Source organism: Dactylosporangium sp. NPDC051087, assembly GCF_055586325.1.
The window spans coordinates 414,256-430,182 of record NZ_JBVJIJ010000005.1 but is presented as its reverse complement, the minus strand read 5'-3'; the positions used below and the strand labels follow the sequence as shown (position 1 = coordinate 430,182).

Genomic DNA, 15,927 nt, shown 5'->3' with positions numbered 1-15,927 from the left:
TCGTAGACGCGGTAGCCGGTGACGGTGCCCGTCGAGGCGTTCCACGCCAGGGAGAAGCTGGTGTTCGTGGTCGCGGTCACCCGGAAGTTCCCCGGGACACCCGGCGTGCCGGCCGGCGTCGTCGGGGTCGTGCCGCCACCGCAGGCGGCGCCGTTGAGCGTGCAGTTGGTCGGGGTACCGCTGCCGGCGGCGATGAACCCGAAGCTGGCCGTGCCACCGGGGGCGATCGTGCCGTTCCAGGTGTTGGTGAACGTGACGCGCCCGGAGTTGCCGGTCCGGTTGGCGTCCCACGACGAGCTGACCGACGTGCCGCTGGGCAGGTCGAACGCGACCGTCCAGCCGTTGATCGTGCTGGTCGTGCCGTTGGTGATCGTGTACTTGGCCTCGTAGCCGGAACCCCAGGTGGAGGTTTGGACGAAGGCCGCGGTGGCGGGCGCGGCCAGCGCCGGCGTGGCGGCGACGATGACGGTGGCCGCGGCCGTTGCCAGGGCAGCCGCGATCACCCCGATTCGCAGTCTCATTGCAGACCTGCCTCGGACTCGAACGAGATGGGGGATGTAGGGCGCCCTGGCGCGGACATTACGCGAAGGTTTGTTAACAGTAAAGATGCCAGTCGATTGTCTGCCGCTCCGCCGCCGGACTCATGCTTTTGATCGGTGCGGAGTGTCGTACCCCAGGTTTAGGCTCGGCAGCGTGAACGGACAGAGCAGGGCGGCGCTCGTGCAGGAGGCCGCCCGGCGGTGGCGCTCCCAGCTCATCGACCTGGGCGGGCGCAACACGCTGCTGTATTACAAGGACCTGCGCTCGGGCACGCTCGACCTGTCCGCGGCCGATCCGGTCGCGGTGGCGGCGCTGCTCGGCGGGCGGACCATGTCGCTGCGCCAGCTGTTCACCCGCTCCGCCGCAGGCAGGCGTTCCGCCGCGGCGGCGAGCTCGGATCCGGCATCCTCCGCCGCCGGGCAGCCGGTTGCGGAGGACACCGTCCTTGACCTCGGCGCTGACCAGCGGGCCGCGGGTTCCGCCGATCCGACCGCCTCGCGCCTGGTCGGCTCGGACGGTCCGGCCGTCGGCAGGGCGAAGGTGCCGGTCGCCTCGCCGAAGCCCACCGACCCCCTCGACGACGCCGGCCCCTCGGTCGCCGACTCGTCAGCCGCCGACTCGTCAGCTGCCGAAGCGTCAGATGCCGATCCGTCGGTTGCCGATCCGTTGGACGTCGAGCCTGACGAGGGGCCGGCGCTCACGCACGCGGCGGCGGTGAAGCGGGCGCGCACGATCAGAAACAAGGCACGTGAGCTGGCCGAGGAGCGGGGCATCGAGACGTGCTTCGTGGCGATCGGCAGCGCCACCTGGACGCCACCGGCCGGGAGCGGGGTGCCGGCCGCGCCGGTGCTGCTGCGATCCGCCCAGCTCAAGGCGCGCGGGGCGGCCGAGGACGACTTCGAGCTGAGCGTGCACGGCGACACCGAGCTCAATCCGACGCTGCTGCAGCTGCTCGAGGAGGAGTTCGGGGTCCAGGTCGACGCCGACGAGCTCGAGGAGCTGATCAGCTACACCGCGGGCTTCGACCCCCAGCCGCTGTATGAGCGACTGACGAAGGAGACGTCCGGCCGGGTCAACGGGTTCACGATCGGCCCGCGATGCGTGCTGGGCACGTTCTCCTATGCCAAGCTCCCGATGGTCAATGATCTCAAGGTCGCCGCGGCCGCGCTCGAAGGGCACGAGATCATCGCCGCGATCGCGGGTGACGGTGAGGCGCAGCGGCGGCTGCACGCGACCGGGGCGGTCCAGCCCGACGACCCCGACCTGATCGCCCCCGACGACGAGTTCCTGGTGCTCGACGCCGACTCGTCGCAAAACTATGCGATCAACGCCGTCCTGTCCGGCCAGCACAGCGTGATCAAGGGCCCGCCCGGCACCGGCAAGAGCCAGACCATCGCCAACCTCATCGCCTCGCTGGTCGCGCGCGGCAAGCGGGTCCTGTTCGTGGCGGAGAAGCGGGCCGCGATCACCGCGGTCACCGACCGGCTCACCCGGCGCGGGCTCGGCAGCCTGGTCATGGACGTCCACGACGGCACCACGTCACGGCGCAGGGTCGCCGCCGACCTCAAGGCCGCGTTCGACTCCGCGGCCAGGATCGCCCAGCCCGACCTCAGCGTCCTGCACGAGACCCTGATCACGAAGCGCGCCCAGCTCAACGGGCATGACGAGGCGTTGCACCAGGTCCGCGAGCCGTGGGGCGTCAGCGCCTATCAGTCGCAGTGCGCCCTCGTCGAGCTCGCCGGCACGGTGCGGCCGATGACGGCCGTGCGCCTGCGCGGGCAGACCCTCGCCGCCCTCGACGCCGGCACCGCCCGCCGCGTCCGGGAGCAGCTGCGCGACTTCGCCGCGCTCGGCGGGTTCACCGTCACCGGCCAGCAAAGTGGGTGGGTCGGGTCGGCGGTGCGTACACCCGCTGACGCCGAAGCCGCGTTCGACCTGGTCGAGCGGCTCGCCGAGCGGACCCTGCCCGCGGCCCGCCCGGCGTTGCGGCACGTCCAGGAGCAGACCGGCCTGCGCCCGCCCGCCGACCTCGCCGGCTGGCGGCAGCTGTTCGGGTTCCTCGACGGGGTCGCCACCACGCTGGCCGGCTTCCACGAGGACGTGTTCCGCGTCGACCTCGCCACCCACATCGCTTCCGCCGCCGACGCCGCGTGGCGCCGCGAGCACGCCGGCCAGCCCGGCACCGACGCGGGCTGGCTCACCCGCCGCCGCATGCGCAAGCAGGCCGCCCAGCTGTGGCGCGGCTCGGGGGCGCCTGGCCGGCAGCAGCTGTTCGCCGGGCTGTCCACGGCCCTCACCCAGCGCGCGCAGTGGACCCGGGCCGCGACGGACGGCGGGCATCCGCGCCTGCCGGCGGAGTTCGCGCGGGCGAGGGCCGCGTTCCAGGCGCTCGACGAGCAGGTCACGCAACTGCAGCGGTTCGTCCCGCAGCTCGGCCTCGCCGCGCTGCCGCTCGACCGGCTCGCCCAGGTCCTGTCCGGGCTCGCCGGGGACGAGCGCACCCTGCGCCGGATCCCCCGGCTCAACGAGCTCGCCGCCGGGTTTGCCGGGCTCGGCCTCGACCAGTTCGTCGCCGACCTCACCGGCCACCGCCCCGACGCCGACCTCGCCGGGGCCGTCTTCGACGCCTGCTGGCACGCGTCGATCCTGCAGCACCTCAACTTCACCGACGACCGGGTCGGCGCGTTCGACGGGGCGCTGCACACGCGCACCGCCGAGGAGTTCCGCGCCGCCGACCACCGGCACATCGACGCGACCGCCAGCCGCGTCCTGCGGGCCGTCGCGGAGCACATCACGCGGACCCGCGACCAGTATCCCGACGAGAGCCGCCTGGTCGAGCACCAGGCCAACCTCAAGCGCCGGCACCTGCCGATCCGCCAGCTCTTCGCGACCGCCCCGCACATGCTGACCGCGCTGCGCCCCTGCTGGGCGATGAGCCCGCTGATCGTGTCGCAGCTGCTGCCCGCCGAGGCCGACCTGTTCGACGTCGTCGTCTTCGACGAGGCCAGCCAGGTCACGCCCGCCGACGCGGTCCCGGCGCTGCTGCGGGCCAGGCAGGTCGTCGTCGCCGGCGACGAGCACCAGCTGCCGCCCACGTCGTTCTTCACCGCCGCCGAGGAAGGCGGCGGCGCCGACCCGCTCGGCGTCAGGGCCGACGGCTCGATCGACCTGTCGCTCACCTCCGGCTACGAGTCGGTCCTGGACGTGCTGACCGCGCTGCTCCCGGCGTATCTGCTGCGCTGGCACTACCGCAGCCAGGACGACCGGCTCATCGGCTTCTCCAACGCGCACATCTACGAGCGGTCGCTGGTCACGTTCCCCGGCACGGCCGGCGCCGGCTCCGTGCAGCACGTCCACGTCGCCCACGACCCGGCCAACACCGACACGGACAGCGTGACCGCCGAGGTCGACCGCGTCGTCGAGCTCGCCCTCCAGCACGCCCAGCTGCGCCCCTCGCAGTCCCTCGGCGTGATCACCATGGGCATCACCCACGCCGACCGCATCGACCTCGCCCTGCGCAAGGCCCTCTCGGCCCGCCCCGAGCTGCACGCCTTCTTCTCCGAGAGCGCCGGCGAGCCGTTCTTCGTCAAGAACCTCGAGCGCGTCCAGGGCGACGAGCGCGACGCGATCATCCTGTCCATCGGCTACGGCAAGAACGCCGCCGGCCAGCTGCCCTATCGTTTCGGCCCGCTGCTGCTCCCCGGCGGCGAGCGGCGGCTCAACGTCGCGGTCACCCGCGCCCGCCGCCGGATGACCCTGGTCAGCTCCTTCACCGCCGCCGACATGGACCCGGCCCGCAGCACCTCCGAAGGCGTCCGGCTGCTCCGGGCGTATCTCGAATACACCGAGTCCGGCGGCACCTCCCTGCGCGCGGCCACCGCCGACCACGCCCAGCCCGACGCCTTCGAGGCCGACGTCCTCGCCCGCCTCACCGCCGCCGGCATCCCCGTCACCGCCCGCTTCGGCGTCGCGGGCGCCTACATCGACTTCGCCTGCTCCCACCCTTCGGACCCGGACGAGCTCGTCCTCGCCATCGAGACCGACGGCGCCACCTACCACGCCGCGAGCACCGCCCGCGACCGCGACCGCCTCCGGCAGGAGCAGCTCGAGCGTCTCGGCTGGCGCTACCACCGCATCTGGTCCACCGACTGGTTCGCCGACCCCGCCGCCGAGACCACCAGGACCCGGGCCGCATATGACGAGGCGCTCGCCGCCGCCGACGCCCGCCGCACCAACGAGCCCACCATCGTGCTGCACCTGCCCGAGTCGCCCGCCGCTCCACTCTCGTCGGCCCGCACCCTGCCCCGCCCCGATTTCGTCCCGGGCCGCCCGATCACCGAATATCCGCGGCCGGTGCTGGTCGCTCTGATCGCCTGGATCGAGTCCGACACCCTGCTGCGCACCGAGGAGCAGGTCCTGGAGGAAGCCCGGCGCGAGCTCGGCTTCAAGCGCGGCGGCACCCGCATCAACGCCGCCCTCACAGAAGCCCGGCAAGAATCCCGCGCCGCCGCCCCTGCCCCCGCCTCTGCCGCCGAACCCGCTGCCCCCGCCACCGCACCCGCAGCTGCCGATCCCGTCGCCCCTGCCGCCGAGCCCACCGCCGCCGCTGCCGAGTCGGCCGCCCCTGGCGCGCGTATTTCGGGTGCACGGGGTGTCGACGTGCAGCCGGACGCGGACAGGACGATGGTGCTGCGGATCGCCCCGGAGGATCCCGACGAGACGAGGGTTCTGCCGCAGCGTCCCGAAACTGACTGACGCCTGCTCCGGTCCTGCCGCCTGCCGCCTGCCGCCTGCCGAGCCCGCTGTCGCCGCTGCCGAGTCGGCCGCCCCTGGTGCGGGTGTTTCGGGGGCGCGGGGCGTCGACGTGTCGCCGGACGCGGACAGGACGATGGTGCCGCGGATCGCTCCGGAGGATCCCGCTGAGACGAGGGTTCTGCCGCAGCGTCCCGAGACCGACTGGCGCCCTGTTCTGCCGCGCGACCAGGTGCGCGGCAGGCCGGCGCGCGCACCACCGGCCCGGCGGCGTCTGTCCCGCGCACGGCGTTCTTGGTTCAGACGGGGTTTGGTTCAGCAGGTGGTGTCGCGCTCGCGGTCGCCGGTGAGCCAGTCGAGGACAGTTCGAGCTTGTTCGAGGCCCGTATGCCGCTCGGTGTGGCCGGAAGAGGTAGGCCGGTCGTCGTGGAGGGCGGGCCAGGTGGCCAGCCGGTGCCCTGGTCGTGCGGGTGTGTCCGGATGCCTCCCCCGCCGGGAGGCGGACGGCAGCCGCGCCGGTCGCGGGTGCGGCGGGGGCCAGCCCGTCCGCGTCGGTCGCGGGCGTGAAGAGGTCCAGTCCGTCCGCGGTGGGGAGCAGCCTCGGCATGCCAGGGGGCACCCGTGTCGCGCCTTCGGTGGGCGTCGAGGCTCCGTTACGAGCCTGCTGGCGGGAGAGCTGCGGCGATGCAGTCGAGGACTCGCTGGAGGCCGTGGCGGAACTGGTCGTCGCGGCTCAGGTGCGGCTGGCGGGCCTCCATCACGATCTTGGTGAAGATCGGGTAGTCGCCGCTTTTCACGAGCTGGTCGATGTGCGCGTGGCTGCGGGTCATCCACGCCGACTCGCTGAGCCCGCTGCGGCGGAACTCCCTGGCCGAGCTGATCTCCTCGCGGACCGTGCCCTCGGTGTAGCTGTTCAGCATGCCGACGAGGCCGAGGTTCTCGTCGATGGGGACGAGGGCGTCGAGGACTCCCATCAGCCGTTCGATCAGGAGCAGCTGGTTGGGGCCGAAGCTGGGCAGCGACCGCTGCACGGTGGCGATCCACGGGTGCCGCAGCCACATGGCTCGCAGCTCACCTGCGTAGTGCGTCAGGTCGGCGCGCCAGTCACCCGAGGGCATGCCCGTGACGTCGATCTCGCCCATCAGGCGGTCGGCCATGAGCTCGATCAGGTTGTCGCGGCTCGGGACGTACCGGTAGAGCGACATCGCGCCGGCGCCGATCTCGGCGGCGATCCGCCGCATGGTGGCGGCCTCCAGGCCCTCGGCGTCGGCGATCCGGATCGCCGCCTCGGTGATCTGCGCGCGGCTGTACGCCGGTTTCGGCCCGTAGGCCGGGCGCTCGGGTCGCATCCAGATGTTCACATACTCGGCGTCGGCCACCGTTCCACCCTCCTGGTTGCGTACATAGTACCCAGTCTCCTACGCTGGCTGGCATGACCGCGTACAACGTACTCAGTGGAGCGGCGATGGTGGTCGCCGAAGGGCTGCACAAGTCCTTCGGGGACACCCGTGCGCTGCGGGGCCTGGACCTGAGCGTGCAGAGAGGGACGGTCTGCGGCGTGCTCGGGCCGAACGGTGCCGGGAAGACGACCGCGGTGCGCATCCTGGCGACCCTGTCCGACCCTGATGCCGGGCACGCCCGGATCGCCGGGCACGACGTCGTCCGCGAGGCCGGTAGGGTGCGCGAGCTGATCGGGCTCGCCGGCCAGTACGCCGCCGTGGACGAGAAGCTCACCGGCCGCGGCAACCTGCGCATGTTCGGTCGCCTGTACCACCTGTCCCGCCGCGAGGCGCACCGGCGGGCCGACGAGCTGCTCGACCGCTTCGGCCTGATGGACGCCGCCGATCGCCCGGTCGCCGGCTACTCCGGCGGTATGCGCCGCCGGCTCGACCTGATGACCAGCCTGATCCTGCGCCCCGAGGTGCTCTTCCTGGACGAGCCCACCACCGGCCTGGACCCGCGCAGCCGCGGCGAGATCTGGGACAGCGTCCGGGAGCTGGTGGCCGGCGGCACCACGGTGCTGCTCACCACGCAGTACCTGGACGAGGCCGACCAGCTGGCCGACAACATCGCCGTCGTCGACCACGGGCGGGTGATCGCCACCGGCACGCCCGACGAGCTGAAGGCCACGATCGGGGACCGCCTCGACGTGACCGTCGAGGATCCCGCCGCGATGCCCGCGGCGATGACCGTCCTGAGCGCCCTCGCCGGCACCGATCCGACCCCGGTGGGTGCCGGCGGGCTCAGCGTCGTCCTGCCCGCCGGCGGCCTTCGGCTCGCCGACATCGTGCGGGAGTTCGACCACGCCGGGGTCGCCGCGGCGGACCTACGGCTGCGCCGCCCAACCCTCGACGAGGTGTTTCTTCGTCTGACCGACCGCGAAGCCGACTGCCAAGCCGACTGCCAAGCCGACTGCCAAGCCGACTGCCAAGCCGACTGCCAAGCCGACCGCCAAGCCGACCGCCAAGCCGACCGCGAGGAGCCCGTCCGATGACCGCTGCCACCGCACAGCTACGCCGCCTGGGCTGGACGTTCAGCGACGGGCTGACCCTCGTCGGCCGGGAGCTGGGGCGGCTGCGGCAGGAGCCCGGGCAGATCGTCGCCGCGCTGGTCTTCCCGGTCATCATGGTGGTGCTGTTCGGGTACGTCTTCGGCAGCGCGATCCAGGTGCCGGGCGGCGGCGACTACCGCGAGTACCTCATGCCCGGCCTGTTCACGATGGTGACCTTCATCGCGTGGTCCGGGGTGATGACGCGGATGGCCGCCGACGCCGCCCGCGGCGTGATGGACCGGTTCCGCTCGATGCCGATGGCGCGCCTGGCGGTGCCGTTCGGGCAGACCGGCGCCGACCTGCTGATCGGCCTGCTGATGCTGGCCGTCATGGTGGGCGCGGGGCTGCTGGTGGGCTGGCAGCCGCACCGCGGCCTGACCCCCACGGTTCAGGCGTTCCTGCTGATCGTCGTGCTGCGGTACGCGCTGAGCTGGGTGGGTGTCTACGTGGGCCTGGCGGTGCGGAACGACCAGGTCGCCGACGCGCTGGTGCCGCTGGGCCTGCCGTTCACGATGCTGTCCAACGCGTTCGTCCCGACCGGCGGCATGCCCGGCTGGCTGCGGTTCCTGGCCGACTGGAACCCGGTGAGCGCGCTCACCGCGGCGGCACGGGAGCTGTTCGGCAACCCGGGCGCCCCGTCCGGAGATGGCGATGCGGCCTGGCCGCTCGCGCATCCGGTGGCCGCCGTCCTGCTCTGGTCGGCCGTGCTGCTGGTGGTCTTCGTCCCGCTGTCGTCGCGCGCCTACCTGCGCAAGGGCCGCTGAAGCGGGCCCGGCCGCGAAAACACAAAGCGACCGGGCCCGCGGAGAAGCGGTGAGAACTACACGGGTGCCGTGAAGGTGTACGAGCCGGCCGGGAGCAGGAACGTGCCCGGGCCGGACGGGACGGCCTGGCCGGGTGCCAGGATCGAACCGGGTTGCGAGGTGGGCACGCGCACGGTGGCCGAGGCGCCCGCCGGCACCGTCACGCGGAGGGTCAGGGCGCCGGCGGAGATGGACCAGTCGCTGACCGCCAGGCCGTACGGGGTTTCGTAGGAGGATTTCGCCGAGGTCAGGCCGCCACCGGGGCGCGGCGCGACGAGCAGCGACGCGTAGCCGGGGGAGGCCGGGCCCAGGCCGCCGACCTGGCGGTACAGGAAGTCGCCGACGGAGCCGAGGCCGTAGTGGTTGAAGGAGTTCATCCCCGGGTCCTGGAAGGAGCCGTCGGTGCGGATGCCGTCCCAGCGCTCCCAGATCGTGGTGGCGCCGCGGCTGTTCATGTAACCCCAGCCGGGGTAGCCGGGCTGGAGCAGGATCTGGTACGCCGTGTCCGCGTGGCCCGTGTCGGCGAGGACCGGCAGGAGGTTCTCGACGCCGAGGAAGCCGACGGACAGGTGACCGCCGGTGGCGGCGACCTTGGCGACCAGCTTGTCGGCGAGCTGGGCCGTCCGGGAGGACGGCACGAGACCGAAGGCCAGGGCCAGGACGTAGCCCGTCTGGGTGTTGCCGGACACGGTCCCGTCGGCGGCCACGAAGCGGGATGTGAACGCCGCGCCGACCTGGTCGGCGAGGGTGCCGTAGGAGGCGGCCTGCGCGGTGCGGCCGGTGGCGGCGGCCATGCGCGACACCAGGCGGGCCGACCAGGCGAAGAACGCCGTCGATATGACGTCCTGCGCGGTGTTGTCGTTGACGTTGAGCCAGTCCCCGTACGTGGGCTGGTTGCGGATCAGGTCGCTTCCCGAGGTGGAGCGCAGGTAGTCGACCCAGCGGGCCATCGCGTCGAAGTGCTCGTCGACGACGCGGATGTCGCCGTGGCGCTGCCAGAGGGTGTAGGGGACGATGACGCCCGCGTCGCCCCAGCCGGCGGTGCCGGCGCCGCAGCAGACGGCGGGTGCGACGTCGGTGAAGGCGCCGTCGGAGCGCTGGGCGTCGACCAGGTCGTCGGCGAACTTGTCGAGGAAGCCCTGGACGTCGACGTTGAAGGTGGACGTGGGTGCGAAGATCGCGATGTCGCCGGTCCAGCCGAGCCGCTCGTCGCGTTGCGGGCAGTCGGTCGGGATCGACAGCATGTTGGAGCGCTCGCCCCACAGGATGTTGTGCTGGAGCTGGTTGACCAGGGCGTTCGAGGTGGTGAGGGTGCCGAGCTGGGCGCCCGACGTCCACGCGGCGCGGCCGGTGACGGTGTCCGCGGTCGGGGTGAAGCCGGCCGGCAGCCCGGTCAGCTCGACGTAGCGGTACCCGTGCACCGTGAAGCGCGGCTCGTAGGTCTCGGCGCCGCCGGTACCGGCGAGGGTGAAGCGATCCGTGGCCTGCGCGGCACGGAGGTTGGTCGTGTAGAGCTGGCCGCCGGTGAGCACCTCGGCGTGCCGGATCTGGACGGTGGTGCCGGCGGGGCCGGTGACGGAGATCCGGTTCCAGCCGGTGAAGTTCTGCCCCATGTCGAAGATCCACACGCCCGGCGAGGGCTGCGTGACGGCGACCGGGCGGAACTGCTGCTGCACGGACACGCCGTTGTCGACCTGCGAGACCAGGTTGGGCTTGGCGCCGGAGCGGACAGCGGCGGTAGGCCAGGAGCTGTCGTCGAAGCCGTAGCCGTCCCAGCCGGCGACGGCGAGCCGGGCGTCGTAGGTCTCGCCGTGGTACAGGTCGTCGGCGCGGATCGGCCCGCTGATGACCTTCCAGGTGTTGTCGGTGCGGACCGTCTGGGACGTGCCGTCAGAAAAAACAACCACGAGCTGCGCGGAGTACCACGGCTGCGTGCCGTACTTCTGGCTGCCCGCGAAGCCGAGGCTGCCCGAGTACCAGCCGTTGCCCAGCCAGGCGCCGAGCGCGTTCGCACCCTGCCGGATCTGGCCGGTGACGTCGTACACCTTGTACTGGACGCGCTTGTTGTAGTCGGTCCAGCCGGGGGCGAGGACGTCGGTGCCGACGCGGGCGCCGTTGAGGCGGGTCTCGTGCAGGCCGAGCGCGGTGGTCAGCAGCCGCGCCGACGCGACGGGCTTGCTCACCGTGAAGCCCTTGCGCAGCAGCGGCGCGGCCTTCGCGATCGACACGTTGGCGGCCCAGGGGCCGGTGCCGTAGGTGGCGACGGCGCGGGCGGCGGGCCAGGAGCTGTCGTTGAAGCCGGTCGTGTTCCAGCCGCCGGGTGCGGTGGTGGACGCCTTCCACGACGTGTCGGTGACCAGGCTGAAGCCGGTCAGCTTGGCGATCATGCCGGCCGGGGACTGCGTCGTGTTCTCCGAGGAGATGGCGATGGTGTTGGTACCGGCGACGAGCCGGCCGCGGATGTCGACCGCGGTCGCCTGCTGCCACGACTGGTACACCCGCGGCGACGTGCTGACCTGGACGCCGTTGACCCACACGTCGGCGGTGTCGTCGCCGGTGACGACCAGGGTCGCCGCGGCCGGCACGGAGGCGAGGGTGAAGGTGCGCCGGAAGTAGCGGGTCGCGGGCGGCACGCCGGCGGCGGGGTCACCCTCCGGGTACCAGATCCAGGTGGCGCCGGACAGGTCCGCGGTGACGGCGGTCTGGCCGATGAAGTCGCCGGTCCACTCGGTCGCCGGGGTCCGCAGGCCGGTCTCGAACGACCAGGTGGGGCTCCACGCGCTGACCCGCCCCTGGGTGTCCCAGACGCGGACCTTCCACGTGTAGCGCTTCATCGACTGCAGGGCCGGGCCGTTGTAGACGATGTCGACCTGCTGGCCGGAGGGGACCCGGCCGCTGTTCCAGACGCCGTCGACGGACAGCTCGTAGGCGGCCTGCCGCTGCTGCTGTGCGGTCGAGGTGAGCTTCCAGCCGAAGCGCGGCTTGGCCGCGTCGACGCCCAGCGGGTTGGGCCGGTGCTCGACGGTGCCGCTGGCGACGGCGAGCGGCGAGGGCGCGTTGGGGTCGGGCGCGACGACGTCGGCGTTCCACGGGCCGATGCCGTAGGCGCCGAGGTCGGCCGCGGCGGGCCAGCCGCCGTCGCCGAAGCCGGGCTGCTCCCAGCCGGTCGGCACGGTCTGGAACGCCTTCCAGCTGCCGTCGGTGACGAGGTCGGTGGTGCCGCCGGCGGTCACGACGTGCACCTTGCCGATCAGGCCGGCCGGCCCGGCGGTGCTGTTGCGCGCCGCGATGGCGAGGGTGTTGGTGCCGCTGACCAGGGCGGACTGCAGATCGACATAGACGGCGCTCTTCCACGAGTCGGTGACCCGGGGGGAGGCGGCGACGGGCTTGCCGTTGAGCCAAACGTCGACGGTGTCGTCGCCGGTGACGACGAGCTGCGCCTCGGAGACCGCGCCGGCGGCGACGGTGAAGTTCTTGCGGAAGTAGCGGTAGGCGGCGGGTGCGCTGGTGGCCGGGGACCCCTCCGGATACCAGACCCAGTGCGCCCCGGAGAGGCTGACTGGCGTGGCGGCCGCGGCCGGTGACGACGGCGCGGCGAGGAGTGCGGCGAGCAGGACGAGCGCGGTGGCGCCCGCGCGGCGTCTCTTCAGGCGCATGGCGGTGCTCCTGTCAAAGGGGGTGAAACGTTTCATTAAAACGTTTCATAGAGTTGTGATGCACTGACTGTACGTAGACCCTGGTCAATAAGCAACGCCCGGCCGCGCGACGAACCGCAAGATGAGGGAAGTGTGGAGGTGGGATGCCGGGAAAGCTGCTCGTCATCGGTGGTGCGGAGAGCCATGACCCCGGTGATGACGCCATACTCGAACGGTTCGTGCTGCTCGCCGGTGGACCCGAGGCGCACCTCGTGGTGATCGCCACCGCCAGCGAGTGCCCCGAGCAGCGCGAGAAGGAATACGCCGAGGTCTTCCACCGTCTCGGCGCGGGTCGCGTCACCCCGCTGCGGCTCGAGGACCGCGAGGACAGCAACGGCCCCCGCGCCGTCTCCGCGATAGAGCACGCCACCGGCGTCTTCTTCACCGGCGGTGACCAGTTGCGGATCACCACCGTGGTCGGCGGGTCCAAGGTCGACACCGCGCTGCACGCCCGGCTCGCCGACGGCATGATCCTCGCCGGTACGAGCGCCGGCGCCGCCATGATGTCCAGCACGATGATCCTGGGCGGGAGCATCGCGTCGGTGTCCACGGACAGCGTCCGCACCGGTCCGGGCATGGAGTTCCTGCCCGGCGTGCTGATCGACATGCACTTCGCCCAGCGCGGGCGCCTCAACCGGCTGCTCAGCGCCATCGCGATGTTCCCGCACGAGCTCGGTCTCGGCATCGACGAGAACACCGCGATCCTCGTCGACGGCGACGTGTTCGAGGTCCTCGGCGCCGGCACCGTCACCGTCATCGACGCGGGGCAGGCCCGCACGATCAGCGCCACCCTGTCCGACGTCGGCGGGCCGATCGCCCTCTGCGGGGCCCAGCTGCACGTGCTCCCGGCGGGCTGGCGGTTCAACCTCACCGAGCGGGCGGCCATCAAGAGATCGGATCCAGATCATGCGTATTGAGAGCAGCCGGCGCCTGCGTGGCCCGAACCGCTATCTCGCGCGCCCCGTCCAGGTCACCCGGGTCCTGCTCGACGGGCTGACCGAACGCGAGAGCAGCGACTACCCGGGCTTCACCGAGCGGCTCCTGGCCGCGTTCCCCGGCCTCGCCGAGCACCACTGCGCATTCGGTGAGCCCGGCGGCTTCGTCAAGCGGCTGCACGGCGGCACCTACTTCGGCCACACCGCCGAGCACGTCGCGATCGAGCTCTCCCAGCGCATCGGCCGCGAGATCAACTTCGGCCGCACCGAAGGCACCGGCGTGCCCGGCGAATACGACGTCGTCACCGAATGCCCCGTCGACGAGCCGATGGACTCCGGCCTCGCCGAGGGCCTGCTGTCATTGGCGATCGCCGGTGTACTGGCGGCGCTGCACGACGAACCCGTCCGGGTCGAACCCGATCTGGAGGCGCTGCGCCGCACGTACGAGCGGGAGAAGAGCGGGCCGAGCACCGCCGCCATCGCCGACGCCGCCCGCGCCCGCGACATCCCCGTCGAGCGGGTCGGCGAGCTCAGCCTGCTGCGCCTCGGCTACGGACGGCACCGCCGGCTGGTGTGGGCCGCGCTCACCGACCAGACCTCCGCGATCGGCGTCGACATCGCCTCCGACAAGGAGCTCACCCGGCGGCTGCTCGACGAGGCCGGCGTCCCCGTCCCCAGCGGCGGCGCCGCGACGTCCCTGGCCGAGGCCCTGGACCTGTTCGCCGAGCTCGGCCCGCCCGTCGTCGTCAAGCCCCGGCAGGGGCGCCAGGGGATGCACGTGTTCCTCGGCGTCGACACCCCCGACGCGCTGCGCGCCGCCTACGAGGCCGCCACCGCCGAGGGCGACGACGCCGTCGTCGAACGCGAGCTGACCGGCCGCGACTACCGCGTCCTCACCGTCGGCGGGCAGGTCGTCGCCGCCGCCGAACGGGTCGCCGCGCACGTCGTCGGCGACGGCGCCACCGACGTCGCCGGCCTCATCGCCCGCGCCAACGAGGACCCGCGCCGCGGCGACGGCCACACCCGGGCGCTCACCCGGATCACCATCGACGACGTCGCCCGCACCCTGCTGCGCAAGCAGGGCCTCGACGCCGGCTCGGTCCCCGCCGCCGGGCAGGTCGTGCGGCTGCGCGAGAACGCCAACCTCTCCACCGGCGGCACCAGCGTCGACGTCACCGACCAGGTCCACCCGTCCGTCGCCGACCTGTGCCGGCGGGTCGCCGCGATCGTCGGGCTCGACATCGCCGGGCTCGACCTGCGCCTGCCGTCGATCGCCGCGCCACTGCCGCCGACCGGCGTCCCGTCCGGCGGCGGCGTCATCGAGGTCAACGCCGCACCCGGGCTCCGGATGCACCTCGCCCCCAGCGACGGCACCGCCCGCGACGTCGGCGCCGCGGTCGTGGACGCGCTGTACCCGGCCGGTACCCCGGCGCGGATCCCGATCGTCGCCATCACCGGCACCAACGGCAAGACCACCGTCGCCCGGCTCACCGCGCACCTGCTCGAAGGCGCCGGCCTGCGGGTCGGCGTCACCACGACCGACGGCATCGTCATCGGCGGCCGGCTCGTCCAGCGCGCCGACGCCACCGGGCCGCGCTCCGCCCGCGTCGTGCTCAGCGACCCCACCGTCGACGCCGCCGTGCTCGAGACCGCCCGCGGCGGCATGCTCCGCCAGGGCCTCGGCTACGACTGGAGCGACGTCGGCGTCATCACCAACCTCGCCAGCGACCACCTCGGCCAGGACGGCATCGAGAGCGTCGAGGACCTCGTCGACCTCAAATGCCTCATCGGCGAACGCGTCCGCGAGGGCGGCGCCGTCGTGCTCAACGCCGACGACCCGCGCAGCCGCGGCCTCGCCGCCTACCCCGGCGGGCGCTTCGCCGGCCGCGAGATCATCTGGTGCAGCCTCGACCCGCGCAACCCGCTCATCCGGCGGCACTGGGACACCGGCGGCCGCGCGTACCTCCTGGCCGACGGCTGGCTCGTCGAGCTCGCCGACCGCCGCTGGATCCCGATCCTCGCCGTCGGCGAGCTCGGCGGCGGCTTCGGCGGCGCCGCCCGGCACCTCGTCGCCAACGCGCTCGCCGCGACCGCCGCCGCACGGGTCCTCGGCGTCGCCACCGCCCGGGTCGCCGAACGCCTCCGCAGCTTCACCGACAACCCCGGCCGCGGCATGCTGCTGCACGTCGGTGGCGTCGACGTCCTCGTCGACTACGCGCACAACCCCGCCGCCATCAGCGCCATCGCCGACCTCGTCGAACGCCTCTGGGGCGCCGCGCACGCCGTCGCCGCCGTCACGCTGCCCGGCGACCGCCGCGACGACCTGCTCCGCGAGTCCGCCCGCGAGGTCGGCGCCCGCTTCGGCCGGGTGGTGATCTACGAGGACAGCGACCGCCGCGGCCGGGCACCCGGCGAGGTCCCGTCGCTCCTGCACGACGAGCTGACCGCCACCTCCCCGTCGACGACCTGCACGGTGGTCCGCACCGTCGACGAGGCCGTCCCCGCCGCCCTGGCCATGGCGCAACCCGGGGACGTCGTGCTGCTGCTGTACGAGAAGATCGAGCCGGTCCTCGCCCTGCTGCAGACCCTCGGCGCCGAGACCGCCCCCGATCAACACGTGTCGTTTCCGCTCATCGGGGCATCTGTATGAC

General features: G+C 72.7%; 8 protein-coding genes. 5 read left to right on the top strand and 3 right to left on the bottom strand.

Annotated features, from left to right (window positions below; genetic code table 11):
• A partial coding sequence (locus ACZ6TV_RS13070) for a cellulose binding domain-containing protein (RefSeq protein WP_465297329.1) occupies nt 1–521 on the bottom strand: 521 nt, incomplete at its 3' end.
• Nucleotides 522–693: 172 nt separating this feature from the next.
• Between ACZ6TV_RS13070 and ACZ6TV_RS13065 the strand changes: the two genes are divergently transcribed.
• A complete protein-coding gene (locus ACZ6TV_RS13065) occupies nt 694–5,295 on the top strand; it encodes an AAA domain-containing protein (protein ID WP_465297328.1) in 4,602 nt (1,533 codons plus the stop codon).
• 650 nt (nt 5,296–5,945) lie between these two features.
• On the opposite strand, the gene ACZ6TV_RS13060 is transcribed toward ACZ6TV_RS13065, so the two are convergent.
• Nucleotides 5,946–6,671 (bottom strand): TetR/AcrR family transcriptional regulator, encoded by a 726-nt coding sequence (locus ACZ6TV_RS13060; RefSeq protein WP_465297327.1) that lies wholly within the window; start codon nt 6,669–6,671, stop codon nt 5,946–5,948.
• Between the two features lie 53 nt (nt 6,672–6,724).
• Between ACZ6TV_RS13060 and ACZ6TV_RS13055 the strand changes: the two genes are divergently transcribed.
• Entirely contained in the window at nt 6,725–7,786 is a 1,062-nt protein-coding gene (locus tag ACZ6TV_RS13055) for an ATP-binding cassette domain-containing protein (protein ID WP_465297326.1), read from the top strand.
• A complete protein-coding gene (locus ACZ6TV_RS13050) occupies nt 7,783–8,607 on the top strand; it encodes an ABC transporter permease (RefSeq protein ID WP_465297325.1) in 825 nt (274 codons plus the stop codon). The genes ACZ6TV_RS13055 and ACZ6TV_RS13050 overlap by 4 nt, the downstream gene beginning before the upstream one ends.
• 56 nt (nt 8,608–8,663) lie before the next feature.
• On the opposite strand, the gene ACZ6TV_RS13045 is transcribed toward ACZ6TV_RS13050, so the two are convergent.
• The gene (locus ACZ6TV_RS13045; protein WP_465297324.1) at nt 8,664–12,302 is read right to left on the bottom strand and encodes a family 78 glycoside hydrolase catalytic domain; all 3,639 of its coding nucleotides are present in this window, start codon (nt 12,300–12,302) and stop codon (nt 8,664–8,666) included.
• A 143-nt stretch (nt 12,303–12,445) separates the two neighbouring features.
• On the opposite strand from ACZ6TV_RS13045, the gene ACZ6TV_RS13040 reads away from it, so the two are divergent.
• Complete coding sequence (locus tag ACZ6TV_RS13040) at nt 12,446–13,258, top strand: cyanophycinase (RefSeq protein ID WP_465297323.1); 813 nt, start codon at nt 12,446–12,448, stop codon at nt 13,256–13,258.
• Nucleotides 13,248–15,926: a cyanophycin synthetase gene (gene cphA, locus ACZ6TV_RS13035; protein ID WP_465297322.1), complete on the top strand. Its 2,679-nt coding sequence runs from the start codon at nt 13,248–13,250 to the stop codon at nt 15,924–15,926. The genes ACZ6TV_RS13040 and cphA overlap by 11 nt, the downstream gene beginning before the upstream one ends.
• Nucleotide 15,927 lies beyond the last annotated feature (1 nt).

Excerpts from the sequence above, each read along its gene's own strand:
- ACZ6TV_RS13055 (WP_465297326.1), top strand. The coding sequence starts at position 6,725 with ATGACCGCGTACAACGTACTCAGTGGAGCGGCGATGGTGGTCGCCGAA.
- ACZ6TV_RS13040 (WP_465297323.1), top strand. The coding sequence starts at position 12,446 with ATGCCGGGAAAGCTGCTCGTCATCGGTGGTGCGGAGAGCCATGACCCC.
- ACZ6TV_RS13045 (WP_465297324.1), bottom strand. The coding sequence starts at position 12,302 with ATGCGCCTGAAGAGACGCCGCGCGGGCGCCACCGCGCTCGTCCTGCTC.
- ACZ6TV_RS13050 (WP_465297325.1), top strand. The coding sequence starts at position 7,783 with ATGACCGCTGCCACCGCACAGCTACGCCGCCTGGGCTGGACGTTCAGC.
- cphA (WP_465297322.1), top strand. The coding sequence starts at position 13,248 with ATGCGTATTGAGAGCAGCCGGCGCCTGCGTGGCCCGAACCGCTATCTC.